At 67.8% G+C, this 17816-nt stretch carries 16 protein-coding genes and 4 tRNA genes; 11 read left to right on the top strand and 9 right to left on the bottom strand.

Translation table 11 applies throughout. The annotated features are described in order from the left end of the window. Nucleotides 1-159 precede the first annotated feature (159 nt). Together tig and I6N91_RS03060 are read right to left on the bottom strand one after the other, a co-directional pair. Nucleotides 160-1545 carry a trigger factor gene (gene tig, locus I6N91_RS03055; RefSeq protein ID WP_198810458.1) on the bottom strand — a complete coding sequence of 462 codons (1386 nt, stop codon included), beginning with the start codon at nt 1543-1545 and terminating at the stop codon, nt 160-162. Between the two features lie 90 nt (nt 1546-1635). Beyond that, nucleotides 1636-1709: transfer RNA gene (locus tag I6N91_RS03060), tRNA-Pro, on the bottom strand. A gap of 112 nt (nt 1710-1821) precedes the next feature. Here I6N91_RS03060 and I6N91_RS03065 point away from each other — a divergent pair. After that, a tRNA-Gly gene (locus I6N91_RS03065) sits at nt 1822-1892 on the top strand. 97 nt (nt 1893-1989) lie between these two features. Here the strand turns inward: I6N91_RS03065 and I6N91_RS03070 are convergent. Continuing rightward, complete coding sequence (locus I6N91_RS03070) at nt 1990-2463, bottom strand: ribose-5-phosphate isomerase (RefSeq protein ID WP_198810460.1); 474 nt, start codon at nt 2461-2463, stop codon at nt 1990-1992. A 240-nt stretch (nt 2464-2703) separates the two neighbouring features. On the opposite strand from I6N91_RS03070, the gene pepN reads away from it, so the two are divergent. From pepN to I6N91_RS03090, 4 genes are all read left to right on the top strand, one after another. After that, on the top strand, nt 2704-5256 hold the full coding sequence (pepN, locus tag I6N91_RS03075) for an aminopeptidase N (RefSeq protein WP_198810686.1): 2553 nt from the start codon (nt 2704-2706) through the stop codon (nt 5254-5256). 3 nt (nt 5257-5259) lie between these two features. Beyond that, nucleotides 5260-5748 carry an OsmC family protein gene (locus tag I6N91_RS03080; RefSeq protein WP_198810462.1) on the top strand — a complete coding sequence of 163 codons (489 nt, stop codon included), beginning with the start codon at nt 5260-5262 and terminating at the stop codon, nt 5746-5748. Nucleotides 5749-5827: 79 nt separating this feature from the next. After that, nucleotides 5828-6451 (top strand): mechanosensitive ion channel family protein, encoded by a 624-nt coding sequence (locus I6N91_RS03085; protein WP_198810464.1) that lies wholly within the window; start codon nt 5828-5830, stop codon nt 6449-6451. Then, entirely contained in the window at nt 6448-6930 is a 483-nt protein-coding gene (locus I6N91_RS03090) for a globin (RefSeq protein WP_269823041.1), read from the top strand. Before I6N91_RS03085 ends, I6N91_RS03090 begins: the two co-directional genes overlap by 4 nt. 25 nt (nt 6931-6955) lie before the next feature. Here I6N91_RS03090 and I6N91_RS03095 read toward each other — a convergent pair whose 3' ends face one another. Beyond that, entirely contained in the window at nt 6956-7621 is a 666-nt protein-coding gene (locus I6N91_RS03095) for a hypothetical protein (protein WP_198810466.1), read from the bottom strand. Between the two features lie 283 nt (nt 7622-7904). Between I6N91_RS03095 and I6N91_RS03100 the strand changes: the two genes are divergently transcribed. Further along, nucleotides 7905-8795: an acyl-CoA thioesterase II gene (locus tag I6N91_RS03100; protein WP_198810468.1), complete on the top strand. Its 891-nt coding sequence runs from the start codon at nt 7905-7907 to the stop codon at nt 8793-8795. Between the two features lie 208 nt (nt 8796-9003). Here the strand turns inward: I6N91_RS03100 and ettA are convergent, their stop codons facing one another. Both ettA and I6N91_RS03110 read right to left on the bottom strand, forming a co-directional pair. Beyond that, a complete protein-coding gene (gene ettA / locus I6N91_RS03105; protein ID WP_198810470.1) occupies nt 9004-10686 on the bottom strand; it encodes an energy-dependent translational throttle protein EttA in 1683 nt (560 codons plus the stop codon). Between the two features lie 64 nt (nt 10687-10750). Then, entirely contained in the window at nt 10751-11338 is a 588-nt protein-coding gene (locus I6N91_RS03110) for a single-stranded DNA-binding protein (protein WP_198810472.1), read from the bottom strand. 210 nt (nt 11339-11548) lie between these two features. On the opposite strand from I6N91_RS03110, the gene I6N91_RS03115 reads away from it, so the two are divergent. Continuing rightward, nucleotides 11549-12268 carry an SGNH/GDSL hydrolase family protein gene (locus I6N91_RS03115; RefSeq protein ID WP_233091382.1) on the top strand — a complete coding sequence of 240 codons (720 nt, stop codon included), beginning with the start codon at nt 11549-11551 and terminating at the stop codon, nt 12266-12268. A 219-nt stretch (nt 12269-12487) separates the two neighbouring features. On the opposite strand, the gene I6N91_RS03120 is transcribed toward I6N91_RS03115, so the two are convergent. From I6N91_RS03120 to mptB, 3 genes are all read right to left on the bottom strand, one after another. Continuing rightward, nucleotides 12488-12560, bottom strand: a tRNA-Arg gene (locus I6N91_RS03120). Between the two features lie 72 nt (nt 12561-12632). Continuing rightward, a complete protein-coding gene (locus I6N91_RS03125; RefSeq protein ID WP_198810474.1) occupies nt 12633-13049 on the bottom strand; it encodes a DUF3224 domain-containing protein in 417 nt (138 codons plus the stop codon). Between the two features lie 93 nt (nt 13050-13142). Continuing rightward, nucleotides 13143-14663 carry a polyprenol phosphomannose-dependent alpha 1,6 mannosyltransferase MptB gene (mptB, locus tag I6N91_RS03130; protein WP_198810476.1) on the bottom strand — a complete coding sequence of 507 codons (1521 nt, stop codon included), beginning with the start codon at nt 14661-14663 and terminating at the stop codon, nt 13143-13145. A 325-nt stretch (nt 14664-14988) separates the two neighbouring features. Between mptB and orn the strand changes: the two genes are divergently transcribed. From orn to def, 4 genes are all read left to right on the top strand, one after another. Continuing rightward, the gene (orn, locus tag I6N91_RS03135; protein ID WP_198810478.1) at nt 14989-15591 is read left to right on the top strand and encodes an oligoribonuclease; all 603 of its coding nucleotides are present in this window, start codon (nt 14989-14991) and stop codon (nt 15589-15591) included. Between the two features lie 146 nt (nt 15592-15737). Continuing rightward, nucleotides 15738-15810: transfer RNA gene (locus I6N91_RS03140), tRNA-His, on the top strand. A gap of 131 nt (nt 15811-15941) precedes the next feature. Beyond that, a complete protein-coding gene (locus tag I6N91_RS03145) occupies nt 15942-17096 on the top strand; it encodes an acyl-CoA dehydrogenase family protein (protein ID WP_198810480.1) in 1155 nt (384 codons plus the stop codon). A gap of 65 nt (nt 17097-17161) precedes the next feature. Beyond that, entirely contained in the window at nt 17162-17734 is a 573-nt protein-coding gene (def, locus tag I6N91_RS03150) for a peptide deformylase (protein WP_198810482.1), read from the top strand. Nucleotides 17735-17816: the final 82 nt, after the last annotated feature.

Below are 17816 nucleotides of genomic sequence, written 5' to 3' on the forward strand. Positions count from 1 at the left end.
CGGCCCGGCGGATTTTTGCTCCTGCTCCGGGAACTGTTCGCTGACGGCGCACCAGCCCGGACGGCTCCTTTCCGGCCGGAATCGGGGCCGCCGGGGCAACGCAAAAGACGCCGCGGCCCGGGGGCCGCGGCGTCTTTTCGCGCTGGTGAAACTCGAGGATCAGGCGCGCTGTGCGTCGTCGCCCTCGGTGGGCTCGGCGGCGGGCGCGTCCTCGACGGTGTCATCGACGTCGACGGTCTCGGTGTCGTCGGCGCCGGGGCGCACGAAGTCGGTGAGATCGACGGCGTCACCGTTGGAGTCGGTGACCTTCGCCAGTTCGAGGACCTTGGCCAGGGCCTTGCGGCGCCGGACCTCTCCGACGATCATCGGGACCTGGCCGCTGGAGTCGAGCATCTGGGCGAACTGGTTCGGTTCCATGCCGTACTGGCTGGCGGTCGAGACGATGTAGTCGATCAGTTCGGCCTGGCTGACCGAGACCTCTTCCTTCTCGGCAACCGTGTCGAGGATGATCTCGTTGCGGAAGGCCCGCTCGGTGTTGGTGCGCACCTCCGCACGGTGCTCCTCGGTGTCGTGCTCTTCGCCGGCGTTGCCGGCGTTCTCGGGCTTGAAGTGCTGCTCGAGCTGCTCGGTGATGACGGCCTCCGGGACGGGCACCTCGATCATTTCGACCAGCTTGTCGAGGACCTTGTCGCGGGCTTCGACGCCCTGGTCGACGATCTTGCTTTCGGCGGCGCGCTTGGTGAGGTCCTCACGCAGCTCGGCTGCGGTGTCGAACTCGCTGGCCAGCTGGGCAAAGTCGTCGTTGACCTCGGGGAGCTCGCGCTCCTTGACGGCCTTGACGGTGACGGTGACCTCGGCGTCGGCGCCGGAGTGCTCGCCGCCGGCGAGCTTGGTCGCGAAGGTGGCGGACTCATCGACGCTCAGGCCCGTGACGGCCTCGTCCATGCCCTCGAGCATGGTGCCTGCGCCGACCTGGTAGGAGAGGTCCTGCGCGGAGTCGACCTCTTCGCCGTCGACCTTGGCGCTGAGGTCAATCGTCAGGAAGTCCCCGTCCTGGGCCGGGCGGTCGACGGAGTTGAGCGTGCCGAAGCGGCTGCGCAGCTCGTCCACGGCCTTGTCGACGTCCTCGTCCGATGCCTTGGCGGCCTCGACGGTGACCTCGATGCCCGAGTAGTCGGGCAGTTCGACCTCGGGGCGGATGTCGAGCTCCACGGTGAAGACGAGCTGGCCGTCCTTCTTGGCGGGGTCCGGAACCTCGGTGATTTCGACCTCGGGGCGGCTCAGTGGCCGGATCCCGGTCTCCTTGACGGCGTTCTGGTAGAACCCGTCGAGTCCGTCATTGACGGCGGTCTCGATGACGTAGCCGCGGCCAACGCGCTGGTCGATGAGCTGCTGGGGAACCTTGCCCTTGCGGAATCCAGGAACCTGCACCTGACCGGCGATCGTCTTGTAAGCCGCGTCGATGTTCGGCCTGAGTTCCTCGAACGGGACCTCGACATTGAGCTTCACCCGCGTGGGGGAAAGGTTTTCGACAGCGCTCTTCACAGCGTAGGACTCCTGAGTGATTGGGATAGTTTCCGTATTGAAAAACGAGGACTCGGTATCCGAAAATACTAGGGTCTTCGACATACGGAGTCGGGGTGACAGGAGTTGAACCTGCGACTTCCTGCTCCCAAAGCAGGCGCTCTACCAAGCTGAGCTACACCCCGAGAGTGCGAGAGCCAGTCTACGTAACTTTGACCCCCGTTGCACATTTGGCGAATGCAGCCCACCTGTGGTGTAGTTATATGCGTTCCGGAGAGCCTCTGAGGCCCGGGATCCGGGGATGTAGCTTAATGGTAAAGCCTCAGTCTTCCAAACTGATTACGCGGGTTCGATTCCCGTCATCCCCTCGGAAACGACAACACCCGGACGTCTTAGACGTCCGGGTGTTTTTGTGTGCGCTGCGGGTGCGGCCGGGCCGGCGGGCCCAGTCGCGGGCCGGCGGGCCTAGTCGGGGACGTCCCCGGTGGCCTCGTAGTCGGCGATCTTGCCGATGCGGCGCACGTGGCGGCTGTCATTGCTGAACGGCTCGGCGAGGAACGCCTCGATGATCGAGGCCGCCTCCTCGACGCTGTGCTGGCGGCCGCCGACGGCGATGACGTTCGCGTCGTTGTGGTTGCGGGCCAGCCGGGCGGTGTCGAGGTTCCAGGCCAGGGCGGCGCGGATGCCGCGCACCTTGTTGGCGGCGATCTGCTCGCCGTTGCCGGACCCGCCCAGCACGATCCCGAGCGCCTCCACACCTGCGGCCTGGTCGGCGACGACGGCGAGGGCGGCGTTGATGCAGAAGCGCGGGTAGTCGTCCTCGGGGTCGTACTCGGTCGGGCCGTGGTCGAGCACGTCGTAGCCGGCGGCGCCGAGGTGGCCGACAAGGTGGGCGCTGAGCTCCATCCCTGCATGATCTGTGGCGAGGTGGACACGCATGAGCAATCCGTTCGGTCGGGGGTGATTCCGCCTTCTAGCCTACTGCTCCGGCACCGCCGCGTTGTCTCCCCCGGTTCCGGCCACCGCCTCCGCGCGGCCTCCCGTTCCCCGGCAGCGCTGGGCCGGGAACCCCGAAGGGAGGTGCTTAAAAGGAAAAAGTGAGAGAATACGAAACGCTGCGCAGGGCGACCCCGACGCGGCGTCCTTGTTCCCCACCCTGGAGGCGACCCCTTGCCCGGCATGAACCTGACGCGCAGCGAAGCCAGCGTCCGCTCCGAACTCCTGCAAGTCCACTCCTACGACATCAACCTTGACCTGATGCGCGGGGAGCGCGTGTTCGGTTCGAGGACGGTGATCCGCTTCGATGCGGTCCAGGGCGCCTCAACGTTCATCGATGCCGTGACGGACACGGTGCAACGCGTGAGCCTCAACGGCGTGGAACTCGATCCCGCCTCGGTCGCCGACGGGCACCGCATCGCGCTGCCGGACCTCGCCGCCTCCAACGAGCTCGTTGTCGACGCCGACATGCTGTATATGAACACGGGCGAGGGGCTTCACCGCTTCGTCGACCCTGTGGACGGCGAGGTGTACCTCTACACCCAGTTCGAGGTTCCTGACTCCCGGCGCGTGTTCGCGGTGTTCGAGCAGCCCGACCTGAAGTCGACCTTCCGCTTCACCGTCACCGCGCCGCCGCACTGGGATGTCATCTCCAACTCCCCCACCCCCGAGCCGGTCGCCGCCGCCGCTGCCGGTGAGGAACCGGCACGCTCCACCTGGTCGTTCGAACCGACGCCGGTCATGTCCTCCTACGTCACCGCCCTGATCGCCGGGCCGTACCAGGCGGTGCGCAGCGAACTGACGAGCGCGGACGGGCGCACCATCCCGCTTGGGGTCTTCGCCCGCCGATCCCTCATGCAGCACCTCGACGCCGAGAACATCTTCAAGCTCACCCGCCAGGGCTTCGAGTTCTACGAGAAGCAGTTCGGCACGCCCTACCCGTTCGAGAAGTACGACCAGCTGTTCGTCCCGGAGTTCAACGCCGGGGCCATGGAAAACGCCGGCGCGGTGACGTTCGTCGAGACTTACGTCTTCCGCTCCCGCGTCCCCGAGGCCACGGTCGAACGCCGGGCCATCACCATCCTTCACGAGCTGGCCCACATGTGGTTCGGCGACCTCGTCACCATGAAGTGGTGGAACGACCTGTGGCTCAACGAGTCCTTCGCCGAGTACATGTCGACCCTGGCCGCCGCGGAGGCGACGGAGTTCACCCAGTCCTGGACCACGTTCGCCTCGCTCGAGAAGTCCTGGGCGTACCGCCAGGACCAGCTGCCCTCAACGCACCCGATCGTCGCCGAGATCAAGGACCTCGATGACGTCCAGGTGAACTTCGACGGCATCACCTATGCCAAGGGCGCTTCGGTGCTCAAGCAGCTGGTCGCCTGGGTGGGCCAGGAGAAGTTCATGGAGGGCGTGCGCGAGTACTTCTCCCGGCACTCCTGGAAGAACACCGAACTTAAGGACCTGCTCGTCGAACTCGAAAAGGCCAGCGGACGCGACCTCACCCAGTGGTCCTCGCTGTGGCTCGAGACCGCGGGCGTGAACACCCTGCGCCCCGAGTTCACCGTGACCGAGGACGGGGTGATCACCGCCTTCTCCATCGCGCAGTCAGCGCCCGAGGACTACCCCACCATCCGCCCGCACCGCCTCGCCGTCGGCTTCTACGACCTCGACGACGAAGGCAGGCTGACCCGGGTGGCCCGCATGGAGCTCGACGTCGACGGTGAGCGCACCGAGGTGCCCGAGGCCGTCGGGCAGCGCCAGCCCGCCCTGGTCCTGCTGAACGACGACGACCTCGCCTACGCCAAGATTCGCCTTGACCCGGCGTCGCTGCGCACCTCCATCCGGCACCTGCGCAACTTCGCCGATTCCCTCGCCCGCACCCTCGTGTGGGGCTCGGCCTGGGACGCGGCGCGGGACGGCGAGACGCCGGCGCGGAACTACGTCGAACTGATCATGCAGAACATCGGCGAGGAATCCGATTCCTCGGTGGTCCTCGTGCTGCTCCGCCAGCTGGCCGCCACGCTCACGTTCTACGTCAACCCCGAGGACCGGCAGGCCATGAGCGACGCCGTGGCCGACAGCCTGCTCGAACTCTCCGAGGCGGCAGGGCCCGGGTCGGACTCGCAGCTCCAGTTCATCAAGGCGTTTGCCACCCATGCCCGGACCGACGCCCAGCTCGACGTCGTCGAGGCGATCCTGACCGGCACGTCCGTCCCCGAAGGGCTGACGGTCGACTCGGACCTCCGCTGGGAGCTGCTCACCTCACTCGTCGCCGGGGGCCGGTACGGGCACGAGCAGATCGACGCCGAACTCGAGGTCGACTCCACGGCGACCGGCCAGCTCGCGGCCGCCCTGGCACGCGCCGCGGTGCCGACCGCGGAGGCCAAGGCCGACGCCTGGAGCGCCATCGTGGAGCGCAGCGACCTGCCCAACGCCGCCCAGCGGTCGGCGATCCAGGGCTTCACCCGCGTCCACGACACCGCGCTGCTCGAGCCGTACGCCGCGGAATACTTCGACTCGGTACGGGAGGTCTGGGACTCGCGCACCTACGAGATCGCCCAGCAGATCGTCGTCGGCCTGTACCCCTCGAGGCTCGTCTCCGAGGACACGCTCGAGCGGACCGACGCGTTCCTGGCCGAACTCGGTGACGAGATTCCGTCGCTGCGGCGCCTGATCCTCGAGAACCGCGACGGCGTGCAGCGGGCGCTGCGCGCCCAGGCCGTGGACCAGTAGCCCGTGAACCTCTCCGAACACCGATACAACGTGTCGGTGAAGTGGACGGGGAACCTCGGCACCGGAACCTCGGGCTACCGGGACTACAGCCGGGAGAACGAGGTCACCGCCCCCGGGCTGCCGCTCCTTCCGGGCACCGCCGATCCGACCTTCCACGGGCAGAAGGACCGGTGGAACCCGGAGCAGCTGCTGCTGGCCGCCCTGTCCCAGTGCCACCTGCTGTCCTACCTCCACGTGGCGGTGAAGGCGGGGGTGACAGTGACCGCCTACGACGACGACGCCGAAGGCTTCATGCGGCTCAACCGCGACGGCACCGGCGAATTCACCCGCGTTCTCCTCCGTCCCCGGGTGACAGTCGCCTCACCGGAGGACGTCGAGAAGGCCACCGGAATCCACGCCCAGGCCGCTGCGACGTGCTTCATCGCCCGTTCGGTGAACTTCCCGGTCGACCATGAACCCGTCACGGTCCTCGCGGACCCGGCGGTAGCCTAATAACAGCAGCGCCGCCGGGCACCCGCACCGGGCGGGAGCTGGCCCCGCGGCACCCACGAAGGAAGCAGCAAACACCGGCATGGATCTTTTTCCGGAGCTCGGCTACGGCGGGCGTGTCATCGGCGCCGTCCTCATCCTGATCGCCGCCCTCCTCCTCTGGCTCATCGTCCGCTACCTGGTGCACCGTTCGGTGACCCGGGTCCGGAACGGGTACAACGTCTTCAAGAAGCCCCATTTCCGGTGGGCACAGCCCGTGCTCCGCTCCCTGGACACGGGCCGGCGCAGCCAGCGGGCCGAAACCATCGGCGGACTCCTCACCAGCGTCGCCGGCGTGAGCCTTGCCACCGTCGCCATCATGATGGCGCTGGGGGAACTGGGCCTGAACATCGGCCCGATCCTGGCCAGCGTCGGGATTGTCGGCATCGCCATCGGTTTCGGTGCCCGGGAGGTCATCCGGGACGCGTTCCTCGGTTTCTTCATCACCATCGAGGACCAGTACGGTATCGGGGACACCATCGAGATCGGCGAGACCGTTGGCGTGGTGCAGTCCGTCGGCCTGCGCATCACGCGCATGGTCGATGCGAACGGTGCCATCTGGTACGTGCGCAACGGCGACATCACCAAGGTGGGCAACCGCTCGCAGGGAAACTACATCGAGCCGGCGCAGGCGGACCAGCCGGAGACGGCAGGAGAGAAGCCATGACCGAACCCGAGCCGATGCTCCAGGAGACCATCCCGCTGACGCCGGGCCGCCCGTCCCTGCCGGCGGACCGGGTGATCCAGGTCGGGCAGGGCTTCACCCAGCCCGACTACAACTTCTACGAGGCGGTCGGCGGCCACCCCACCTTCGTGAAGCTGATCGACGTCTTCTACGACGGCGTGGCCCAGGACGAGATCCTGCGGCCCATGTACCCGGAGGAGGACCTCGGGCCGGCCAAGGAGCGCCTGCTGCTGTTCCTTGAGCAGTACTGGGGCGGGCCGAAGACCTACGGCGAGCAGCGCGGACACCCGAGGCTGCGCATGCGCCACATTCCCTTCCAGGTCACCCCCAAGGCCCGCGACGCCTGGCTCCGCCACATGCGCGCCGCCGTCGACTCCCTGGACCTCGCTCCCCTGCACGAAGCGACCCTGTGGGACTACCTCGACCGGGCGGCGCAGTCCATGGTGAACGCCGCGGATTGACCGCAGGCGTGCCTCTCGAGGGCGTTTAGAGCACCGCGGCGGCACGCACCAGCACGTGGCCCCGCGACGTGCTCAGCCGGGTCCACCGGCCGTTGGTGAACAGCGACGGGGTTTCACCGTCGGCGAGGAACCCCAGGGCGAAGGCGCCGAAGGCGGCTCCCGCCGGCAGGCCCGCGGGGGCTCCGGGGATCGCCTTCCCCCACACCGTGCCGCGCCGGTTGTTGACCATCAGCGCTCCCGCGCGGTCGGGAAGGCTGCCGGCGACGTCGGCGATCCCCGTCCTTGCCGCCTCTTCGAGAACATCGGTGGCAAGCGTCCCAGCGGGCTCCCAGCCGGCGCGGGGCGGCAGCACCCCGGCCCAGTTCTGCCGCAGTGTCGTCGTCGGGACGGCGAAGACGACGTCGTCCCGCATGTGCGCCAGCCGGTCGGAGACCGAGGCAAGCGCCACCGTCACATCGACCCGGGCCGGCTCGGCGAGGGGCATGGTGCGCAGTCCCAGCACCGTGGGGATCGCCTCGCCGAGCACAGCAGGACGCAGCATGCAGACGTAGGCCGCCAGGACGCTTCCCGAGGCCTGCAGCCGTACGGCGCCGTCGTCGGTTGACCGCGCCCGCGCCGTGAAGGTGCGCAGGTCGGCCGAGACCTGGGCATCGGGGAAGACGAGATGCGTTGACTCGAGTGCCGCCGTCACTCCCGGGCCGACCGTCCGCCGAAAGCCGGGAGCTGAACGACCGTGGCGGTGCGTCCGTTGGTATCACCGTCGCCGCAGCGCGGCGGCAGAAGGACTGGGAGGGTACGGGGCATGGCACCATCCTCTCAAACCCGCCGCCCGCGGACCATTCGGCGGAACCGGCGGCCGGAGCGCAGGGTGCCGCCTTGAGGCGCCGGTATCGGTACGTCTAAGGTCAGCAGTAGGCCCGGAAGCCTGCGCCAAGGATCCGGAGAACGCACCCGCCCCGAGGAGACACCGCCCCATGGCCGCAGAGCCCCGAACCGACCCCACGATCTCGCTGCTGTCCCTGCTCGACCTGAGCAGCGCCGACGGCGCGCAGACCGATGAGGACATTTTCGTTGGGACCTCGGCCCCCCAGCCGGGCAAGCGGGTGTTTGGCGGGCAGGTGCTGGGACAGTCGCTCATCGCGGCGATCCGGACCGTCGAGCCCACCCGGGAAGTGCACTCGATGCACGCCTATTTCCTGCGGGCCGGCGACGCCGACCTGCCCATCACCTTCGGCGTGCAGCGCCTCCGTGACGGCAGGTCCTTCTCCGCCCGGCGCACGCACGCCTACCAGGACGGAGTACCGATCCTTTCGATGATCGCTTCCTTCCAGGAACCCGACGAGGGCCTGAACCACCAAGACCCGATGCCTCTGGACGTGCCGGACCCGGAATCGCTGCCGAGCACCGCCGACCTGCTGGGCGGCTTCGACCACCCGGTGGCCCGGGCCTGGGCCTTCGACCGCCCCTTCGATGTCCGCCACCTCGACTCCCCGCTCTACGTCAGCAATGACGGCGTCCGCGAGCCGCGCAACGCCGTCTGGATGAAGACCTTCGGCCCGATGCCCGATGACGACGGGCTGCACCGGGCTGCCCTGGCCTACGCGAGCGACTACACGCTGCTCGAGCCGATCCTGCGGCCGCACGGGCTGAGCTGGATCCACCCCGGAATGAGCGTGGCCAGCCTCGACCACGCCATGTGGTGGCACCGCCCGGTCCGGGTCGATAAATGGCTGCTGTATGTGCAGAGCTCCCCCAGCGCCTCGGGCGCCCGCGGGCTCGCCGCCGGGAAAATCTACAACCGGGCCGGGGACCTCGTGGCCAGCGTGGCGCAGGAGGGCATGGTCCGCGTCCCCCGGGAGGGCTGAGCACCGCAGCTCGACACGGCGGCCGCCCCGCTGCCGGCCCGGACGACGCTTCCGCCCTGACCGCACCGCGGCTCCCGGCACAACGCAGAAGGACACGGACCGGACGGTCCGTGTCCTTCTGCGATAATGCTTCGTGCGGCCTGCCCTTTCAGGCCGACCGCGGCGCCGACCGGCCGGAGCCGGCCGGCGTCCGCCGCCGACCGTTGGCTTAGCCGCGGGTCAGGCGGCGGTGGGTGACCCGGTGCGGCTTCGCCGCGTCGGGACCCAGGCGCTCGATCTTGTTCTCCTCGTAGGCGTCGAAGTTGCCCTCGAACCAGTACCACTTGTCCGGCTCGGCCTCGGTGCCCTCGTAGGAGAGGATGTGCGTGGCCACCCGGTCAAGGAACCACCGGTCGTGCGAGACGACGACTGCGCAGCCCGGGAATTCAAGCAGCGCGTTCTCGAGGCTGGAGAGAGTTTCGACGTCGAGGTCGTTGGTGGGCTCATCGAGCAGCAGCAGGTTGCCGCCCTGCTTGAGGGTCATGGCGAGATTCAGGCGGTTGCGCTCACCACCGGAGAGCACGCCGGCCTTCTTCTGCTGGTCAGGGCCCTTGAAGCCGAACGCCGAGACGTAGGCCCGGGACGGCATTTCGACCTGGCCGACCTGGATGAAGTCCAGGCCGTCCGAGACGACCTCCCACAGGGACTTGTTCGGATCGATGCCGCCGCGCGACTGGTCAACGTAGGAGATCTTGACGGACTCACCGATGCGCAGCTCGCCGTCATCAAGCGGCTCAAGCCCGACGATGGTCTTGAACAGCGTGGTCTTGCCCACACCGTTGGGGCCGATGACGCCCACGATGCCGTTGCGCGGCAGCGAGAAGGAGAGCCCGTCGATGAGCACGCGCTCGTCGTAGCCCTTGCGCAGGTTCTTCGCCTCGATGACCTGGCTGCCCAGGCGCGGTCCCGGCGGGATCTGGATCTCTTCGAAGTCAAGCTTCCGGGTCCGCTCCGCCTCGGCCGCCATTTCCTCGTAGCGGTTCAGGCGCGCCTTGGACTTCGTCTGGCGGCCCTTGGCGTTCGAGCGCACCCATTCGAGCTCCTCGGTGAGGCGCTTGGACAGCTTGGCGTCCTTCTTGCCCTGGACTTCGAGGCGGGCCCGCTTCTTCTCCAGGTAGGTGGAGTAGTTGCCCTCGTAGGGGTAGAGGTGACCGCGGTCGACCTCTGCGATCCATTCGGCCACGTGGTCGAGGAAATACCGGTCGTGGGTGACGGCCAGCACGGCGCCCTGGTAGGCGGAGAGGTGCTGCTCAAGCCAGAGCACGCTTTCGGCGTCGAGGTGGTTGGTGGGCTCATCGAGCAGGAGCAGGTCCGGCTTCTGGAGCAGCAGCTTGCACAGGGCGACGCGGCGGCGCTCACCACCGGAGAGCACCGAGACGTCGGCGTCCGGCGGCGGGCAGCGCAGGGCATCCATGGCCTGCTCGAGCTGGGAGTCGAGGTCCCACGCGTCGGCGGCGTCGATAGCCTCCTGCAGCTGTCCCATCTCGGTCAGGAGCGTGTCGTAGTCGGCGTCCGGGTTCGCCATCTCTTCCGAGATTTCATTGAAGCGCTCGATCTTGCCGTAAATCTCCGCGACGCCCTCCTGGACGTTGCCGAGCACTGTCTTTTCCTCGTTGAGCGGGGGCTCCTGAAGCAGGATCCCGACGGTGTAGCCGGGGCTCAGGCGGGCTTCGCCGTTGGAGGGGGTGTCGAGACCGGCCATGATCTTGAGAATGGTGGACTTACCGGCACCGTTCGGGCCGACCACGCCGATCTTTGCACCGGGGAAGAAGGACATGCTCACGTCGTCGAGGATCACTTTGTCGCCGACGGCCTTGCGGGCCTTGGTCATTGTGTAGATAAATTCCGCCATACCACCAAGGCTAGTGCGTGGCACGGCATATCTCACATTCCGCGAATTGGTGCTCCATCCTGTATCAGTGGGTGGCGCCGGCTTTCGTAGCTGACCTTCCTCCACGGTCTGCCAGATCGGCCTCCCCGCCTTCCGGCCCCTGTCCTTCGTCGGAGCCTTCTGCGGTGCCCATGTTGTCGGGCGCATCAAGGATTTGTCCGGTGGCAGGGTCGACGCCCTCCGGCACCGCGTCATCCGTCCCGTCCCCGGGTTCCTGGGTCTTCTCGATATTCTCGGTATTTTCGGTCTTCTCCGCGGAACTCCTCCGGTACGCGGCGGTTCCCCACATCAGGTCGTGGCCCACGGACTCCGCGTCGATCTCCACCGAGGTTCCGGTCCGTCCGTCTTCCTTTGACCACGGACGTACCTTCAGCCGTCCGAAGACGACGACCCGGTCGCCCTTCTTCAGGCTCGCCGAAGCATTCGTGGCGAGTTGGCGGAACATCGATACCGAGTACCAGTTCGTGTGCCCGTCGACCCAGGCCCCAGCCTCCCGGTCGTAACGCCGTTCGGTCGTACACATGCGGAACCCTGCGATCGGCAGGCCGCTGGGTGTGAGCGCCAGCCGCACCTCCGTGGCAACGTATCCCCGCACCGTGATGGTCTCGTTCATCGCTGTTCCTTCCGCCCGGAATCTCCCGGGCCAGCAGAGCGCCGGCCCTGGTGCAAGTCTCCCCAGAACCATGCGGGGCCGACCGGGGCAGGCCGCGTATGTGGACATCCGTGGGGCACGGGCTCTCCCCTGGGCTGGCTTTTCCCAGCGCACCCGGGCCCGGCACCGGAAGTTAGCATGGGGAAACACCCGAGCTGGAAAGGGGACACTATGGCTGGACGAACCCACAGAACCGGAATCCTGCCCGCTGCAGGAGCCGCCGCGGCAATGGCACTGATCGCCTTTCAAGCCGCGCTTCGACGGCGGGCTGCCCGCCGCAGGGCCGCCCGCCGGGCTTCGGTCGCCCTGCCCGCCGGCACGGGAATAGCCAGCACCCGCACGGCCGCCGCGGGTGCGGCCGCCCGCACCATCGGCATCCTCTCGGACTCCCATGCCCACGGGAAACATTCGTGGTGGCGCCAGACGGTCGTTGCGGGCACCGTGCCCGGACTTCGGCTCGGGCCCTATGAATCCCACCCCGGGGCGCAGACAGTGGGTCTGGTCGACCGCCTCGATGCGGCGGTCCGCCAGGCGGACCTGGTGGTGGTGCAGGCCGGAACCAACGACATCCGAAAGGGACGGTCCCCCGAACAGGCCGCCGAGGGCGTGCGCGTGCTGTGGGACGGCATCACCGCACGCGGCGCCGCGCCCATCGCTGCCCTCGTGCCGCCGTCGGAAACGCAGCCCGCCCTCGCCGTCGAGCTGAACCGGCTGCTCAGGACTGCCGCGGAGGCCCGGGGCATGCCCCTGCTCGATGTCTACACCCCGGTGGCGGCGGCCGACGGGTCGTGGCGCGCCGGACTCAGCAACGATGGGATCCACTCCAACCGGAAGGGCTCGGACCTGCTGGCGGAAGCTGCCCGGGGTCAGCTGGCCGGCCTGACGAACTGAATCCTGCAGGCTACGGCAGGCAGCTAGGCCGCAGTGGTCGGACCGCGCTGACGGCTGGACCGCGCTGACGGACAGCGGCTGACGGACCGCGCTGACGGACAGCGGCTGACGGACAGCGGCTGACGGACAGCGGCTGACGGACAGCGGCCGGCGTTGTGGCCCGACATTAACGAAAAGCGGCCCGACCGGACGAACGCCCGGTCGGGCCGCTTTCTTGAGTGCCCCCGGCAGGATTCGAACCTGCGACCAGAGGATTAGAAGGCCCCTGCTCTATCCCCTGAGCTACGGAGGCATCACAGCCAGTTTACTATGCGGGGCGCGACCCTCCGGAGAGATTCGGCGCCGGAGGGTTCCGCAGCCGGACCTAGTCGGTGGGTCCGAAGGAAACCTTCAACTCGAGCCGGTGCTGGCCGTCAGGGTCCTGCGAGTAGGTGGCCTTGCCCGAGATTCCCGCGAGTCCATCGGTTCCCGAGCCCGGAACGATGTGCCCGGAGGCGGCGGCCTCGGAGCCTTCCGCCACGCCCCAGTGCTGCACGGTCATTGAGCCGGATCGTCCGCTCACGTACCCGGTGAACTGCTCGGAGGCAACGTATCCAGCACCGACGTTATTGCCCGCCATGAGCAGTTCGGCGGTGCTCGTGCCGGAGATCTCCCCGGTGAACACCTTTACGGCCCGCACCCGGGACAATTCGCAGCTGCTCCCCTGCACGTCGTAGGGCTGAGGGTCCCATTCGGTGATCTCATATTCGCCGCGGAACAGGGTTTCTTCGAATTCGGTCATCCTTCAAGTATCACCGCTGATGACGGTGACCGCATGCCGGAGGATGTCGGCGCAGACCGGTCGGGGTCCAACCGGACCCGGAATCCGCTGGCCTCAGCGCAGCATTCCCGGCCGGCGGGGCCGGAACCGCCGGCGGAAGAGAACCTTGGTGCGCGGGTCGAGGAAGACGAGGTACAGGGCGAAGGCGAAGGCCACCACGGCGGCGATCTGGCGTGCCACCGTCAGGCTGAGCTCGAAGTAGGGGAAGATGTCCAGCTGGTCCGAAATGGCGTAGATCATGAAGAAGGAGACGGTGAAGTACAGGGTCTTCACCTGCCAGTCCTCGCGGATCCCTGTCACGGCAAACAGTGGGATGAGCCACACCACGTACCAGGACTGGATGATGGGCGCCAGGAGGACGACGGCGGCGAGCGCCAGGGCCAGCCTGCGCACGAGGCGCGCATGGCTGCCGATGAAGATCTGGTGGGCGATGATGGCCAGCGAGGCGACCCGCGCCGCCTTGTGCACGAGGTCGGCCAGGAACCACCCGTCCAGCCCGAGGGCTCCGGCGAGGGTGGCGACCACCAGCCCGAGGTAGCCGATCGGTGCGTACCAGATCCAGATGCTCCCCGGTGTGCTCAGCGCCCCCACCCAGCCGAAGCCGAACCCGTTGATCAGCCCCAGAATCCACAGCAGGCCAAGCGACAGTCCCGCGGTCATGCCCCAGTAGGCGAACTTGCGCTTCCAGGACGCTCCCTTGCCTGCCCACATCAGTCCGATGAACGGCAGGAAGAGAAGGGTGATGGGTTTGATGGCGACCGAGAGGGTCACCAGGAGGATGCCCCAGAGCGGGCGGCGAACCGCGGCGAGGTACAGGCCGGCGAGCGCCAGGCCCAGCATCAGCGCATCGTTGTGGATCGAGGCGACGAAGTTTGTCAGGAACAGCGGGTTCGCCGCGGTCAGCCACAGGGCGCGGTTCGCGTTGATGCCGTGAAGCGCCGCAAGTTTGGGCACCATCACCACACACAGCGCCACCCCGGCCAGCGCGATCACGCGGAAGAGGATGATGGAGAAGTCGGGCTGCCCACCGGTGATACGGACCACCAGCTCCTCGAGCCAGAGAAACACCGGCCCGTAGGGGGTGGGGCTCTGGGCCCAGAGGTCGTCGGCGCCGATCTGCAGGTAGTTCGAGATCTGCGAATAGCCGTCTCGATACGGATTGAGGCCGGCGACCATCACCTGCCCCTGGGCGATGTACGCGAAGACGTCCCGGCTGAACAACGGGAGCGCCACCGCCATCGGCGCCGCCCAGGCGATGACGGCCTTGAGCACGTAGGGGCGCGTCTCCGGCCCCCAGCCGTGCAGGCGCTGCCCGAGGCGCAGCCAGGACCGGACGAGCAGCATCCCGCCCACAGCCAGGACCAGCACCGACACCAGGGCGCCGGCGGGTTCGAACCTCAGCCAGATGATCAGCGGGATCCGCCGCAGTTCGACCGATGCCAGGGAGAGCCACCCAACCCCGAGGGATCCGGCCCACATCATCAGTGAACCGATGAAGCCCTGGAGGATCGCCGTGTTCGGCCGGTCGACGCGCGGCGTCGATGAGGGCTCAGTCACTGGGACCTGGGCGGTCATCTACGGGTATCCAATCGTTGGTCGGCACTGGCGGGACTGGGCGCACCACTACCCTCGGTCGGCAGCACCGGATCGGACGACGGAGCGGAACGACCGGGCACCCGGTGGTTCCCGATATGCGGATCGAGCGGCCCGAGGTTCCGGGACGGCCGGCCGCGGGGATTCCGCCCAGACTGCCTCGATATTAGCACCGGCGCAGCACGGCCCGGCCCCGCCGACGCCGTCATCTGACCCGCCGGGGACCCCTGCAACCGCCGCGGAATACTCCCGGCCGGAGCCGCCCAACCGCCGCGGACGGACTGCGTCAGCGCGGTACATTGGTCGGGTGCCAATCTCAAATGAACACATCGTCTGGATCGACTGCGAAATGACCGGCCTCAACCTCGAGGCCGATGCCCTCATCGAGGTGGCGGTCCTGGTTACCGATTCGGAACTGAACGTCCTGGGTGACGGCGTCGACGTCGTCATCGCTCCGGACCCGGCAGCCCTGGCCCAGATGGGAGAATTCGTCCGCACCATGCACACCACCTCCGGCCTGCTGGAGGAGCTTCCCCAGGGGATGTCCATGGAGGAGGCGGAGGAGAAGGTGCTCGCGTACATCCAGGAATGGGTGGCGGAGCCGCGCAAGGCCCAGCTGGCGGGCAACTCGGTCGGGACTGACCGCAACTTCCTTGCTCGGGACATGCCCCGGGTCATCGAGCACCTCCACTACCGGATCATCGACGTCTCGACGATCAAGGAACTGGCACGCCGGTGGTTCACCCGCGCCTACTTCCAGGCCCCGGCCAAACTGGGCGGACACCGGGCGCTGGGAGACATCCAGGACTCGATCCGTGAGCTTCGCTACTACCGGCGGGCGGTGTTCGTGCCGAGTCCGGGCCCGGATTCGGCGGCGAGCAAGGCCCTGGCGCAGGAACTGGACGCCTGATTCGCCGCGCCGGGTGCCCGGTCTGCCGCGCTGGAACGGGCGGTGGCAAAAGCATCCGAAAAAGTGTGTAAACTTGTTTCCGCTGCCTTTAGCGAATCGATCCAAGGCCGGGTGCAGACCGGGCCGGGGAACGAAAAGGCTGCATGGTGGGTATAGCTCAGTTGGCAGAGCGCCTGGTTGTGGTCCAGGAGGTCGCGGGTTCAACCCCCGTTACTCACCCGAAGAGGCCGGTCGATTCAATGGCCGGCACAACGAGCCGCCTCGGAGATCCTCCGGGGCGGCAGTTGTTTTTTCAGGGCTTTGCCGGCCGGTGAAGGAACCGAGCCATTGACACCGCTGAGGAGTGCCGCATGGAGCGCCGAGTGTTCGAAGAAGATCACGAGCTATTCCGCGAAGTTGCCCGCGAGTTCAACGTCCGGGAGGTCGCCCCGCATTACGCGGAGTGGGACAGGGAACACCGCATGCCGCGACGGCTGTGGGAAGCCGCCGGCGAGCAGGGCCTGCTCGGGATGGCCGTGCCCGAGGAGTTCGGCGGGGCCGGAATGTCCGACTACCGGTTCCGGGCCGTCCTCGATGAGGAGTTCGCACGGAGCAACCACCTCGCCGTCGGCCTCGCCTTCCACCTCCACGACGACATGGTCCTGCCGCATCTGCTGGCCTACGGTTCCGATGACCTCAAGGAGCGCTGGCTGCCCGCCATGGTCTCCGGCGAAATGGTCACCTCGGTCGCGTGGACGGAACCTGGCGCCGGCAGCGACCTGCGCGGGATCCGCACCAAGGCAGTCCGCGACGGCGACGACTGGCTGCTGAGCGGGCAGAAGACGTTCATCGGCAACGGCATCACCGGTGATGCCTCGCTCGTGCTCGCTCGCACCGACGGCGGGAGCGGCCGCGGCGCCAGCGACTCCTTCACGCTGTTCATGGTGGAGAAGACCGAGGGCTACTCGACCGGCCGCCAGCTGGACAAGATGGGCCTGAAGGCCTCGGACACCGCCGAACTGTTCTTCGACAACGTGCGGGTGCCCGGCAACAACGTGGTGGGCGAGGTCGGCTCGGGACTGCGCTACAGCATCGAGCAGCTCCCCCAGGGCCGGCTGGGCATCGCGGTGGCGTCGGCCGCCGTCGCCCGCGCCATCTACACCCAGACGCTCGCCTACACGCGTGAACGCAACGCGTTCGGTGAACGGATCCTGGACTTCCAGAACACCCGGTTCGAACTCGCCGACATCCTTACCGAGGTCGAGGTCACCGAGACCTACGTGGATTCTGCCATGATGGCCTTCAACGAGGGCAGGCTCGACGCCGTCTCCGCCGCCCGGGTCAAGCTCTGGGCCAGTGAGCGGGTCAAGTCCATCACCGACCGCTGCCTCCAGCTGCACGGCGGGTACGGCTACATCCTTGAGTACCCCGTGTCGCAGGCATTCCTCGCCGCACGCCTGCTGACCATCTTCGGCGGCACGAGCGAGATCATGCGCGAGACCGTGGGCCGCTCGATCGCCGGCTAGCGGCAGCGCCACGTCAACATCCCGGGAGGCCCCTGGCCGTCCTCCCGGCACCACCGGAAGGACCCATGGCTGTTCACCCAGTGACCATCGTCGGAGACCCCGTCCTGCACCGCAGGGCGGCCGAGGTCGAGACGTTCGACGACGAGCTCCGTGCCCTGATCGCCGACATGTTCGAGACCATGGACAAGGCGAACGGCGTCGGGCTCGCCGCCCCGCAGATCGGTGTGGGCCTGCGCATTTTCGTGTACGGCATGGCCAACGACGATGGCGTGCCGCCGCGCGGCGTCCTGGTCAACCCCACGCTGGTCACCTCCAAGATCTCGGGCGCCGAGCCGGACCCCGAGGAGGAGTCCGAGGGGTGCCTGTCGGTGCCCGGCGAGGCCTATCCGCTGAAGCGGGCCGAATGGGTGAAGGTTACCGGTCTCGACGGCGACGGGAAACCGGTCGAGTTCGAGGCCACCGGCTGGTTCGCCCGCTGCATGCAGCACGAGTACGACCACCTCGACGGGAAGCTGTATGTGGACCGGCTCAACGCACGCCAGGGCCGCAAGGCCAAGAAGGCGGTGAAGGCCCAAGGGTGGGGCGTTCCGGGCCTCACCTGGCTGCCGGGCGTCGACCCGGATCCGTTCGGCCACTGACGTACCGCCCCACGCACAAGCCGGCTGCCGCCCCGCGGTGGCCGTAGTCAGGGTGCTTGGGCGCAGTCAGAGTTGGGCTCGG

Origin of the sequence: Arthrobacter sp. MSA 4-2 (genome assembly GCF_016405885.1) — a bacterium.
In the GTDB taxonomy this organism is placed as follows: Bacteria; Actinomycetota; Actinomycetes; order Actinomycetales; family Micrococcaceae; genus Arthrobacter_D.

Coding starts and splice junctions, on each gene's coding strand:
- I6N91_RS03070 (WP_198810460.1), bottom strand. CDS start 2,463: ATGCGTGTCCACCTCGCCACAGATCATGCAGGGATGGAGCTCAGCGCC.
- pepN (WP_198810686.1), top strand. CDS start 2,704: ATGAACCTGACGCGCAGCGAAGCCAGCGTCCGCTCCGAACTCCTGCAA.
- I6N91_RS03085 (WP_198810464.1), top strand. CDS start 5,828: ATGGATCTTTTTCCGGAGCTCGGCTACGGCGGGCGTGTCATCGGCGCC.
- I6N91_RS03090 (WP_269823041.1), top strand. CDS start 6,448: ATGACCGAACCCGAGCCGATGCTCCAGGAGACCATCCCGCTGACGCCG.
- I6N91_RS03100 (WP_198810468.1), top strand. CDS start 7,905: ATGGCCGCAGAGCCCCGAACCGACCCCACGATCTCGCTGCTGTCCCTG.
- ettA (WP_198810470.1), bottom strand. CDS start 10,686: ATGGCGGAATTTATCTACACAATGACCAAGGCCCGCAAGGCCGTCGGC.
- I6N91_RS03110 (WP_198810472.1), bottom strand. CDS start 11,338: ATGAACGAGACCATCACGGTGCGGGGATACGTTGCCACGGAGGTGCGG.
- I6N91_RS03115 (WP_233091382.1), top strand. CDS start 11,549: ATGGCTGGACGAACCCACAGAACCGGAATCCTGCCCGCTGCAGGAGCC.
- I6N91_RS03125 (WP_198810474.1), bottom strand. CDS start 13,049: ATGACCGAATTCGAAGAAACCCTGTTCCGCGGCGAATATGAGATCACC.
- mptB (WP_198810476.1), bottom strand. CDS start 14,663: ATGACCGCCCAGGTCCCAGTGACTGAGCCCTCATCGACGCCGCGCGTC.
- I6N91_RS03145 (WP_198810480.1), top strand. CDS start 15,942: ATGGAGCGCCGAGTGTTCGAAGAAGATCACGAGCTATTCCGCGAAGTT.
- def (WP_198810482.1), top strand. CDS start 17,162: ATGGCTGTTCACCCAGTGACCATCGTCGGAGACCCCGTCCTGCACCGC.